Source organism: Mesorhizobium sp. M3A.F.Ca.ET.175.01.1.1, assembly GCF_004791945.1.
GTDB lineage: Bacteria > Pseudomonadota > Alphaproteobacteria > Rhizobiales > Rhizobiaceae > Mesorhizobium.
Genome location: NZ_SRTP01000242.1, coordinates 1 through 324 on the forward strand (window position 1 = coordinate 1; position 324 = coordinate 324).

1 pseudogene is annotated in these 324 nt (G+C 61.4%); it reads right to left on the minus strand.

Annotated elements, in window-relative coordinates:
* A pseudogene (locus tag EN818_RS31500) lies at window positions 1-225 on the minus strand (MFS transporter); the annotation flags it as partial.
* Window positions 226-324 lie beyond the last annotated feature (99 nt).

Sequence of the window (324 nt, forward strand, 5' to 3'; positions counted from 1 at the left end):
GCCAAGCCGGTCTACCAGCCGCGATACCTGCGGCGACAGGAAGGCGTTGACCAGCGCGTAAGTCGCCGAGACAGCGCCGGCCAGCCAGTATTCGCCATACGTCTGCGACAGCATCGCCACGATGCCGATCGGCGCCATGGCGATCGGCAGCCGGGCGATAAACGCCGCCGCGGCGAAGCCCTTCGTGCCGGGAGCCCGAAAGATTTCCGCATAGGGGTTTCGCATGATCCTGCTCCTCGACAAGGGTGTATACCACAACTACATACGTTGCGTATGAATGTGAGGTAGTTCATACGCAGCGCACGTCATTGGCATACGCAGCGT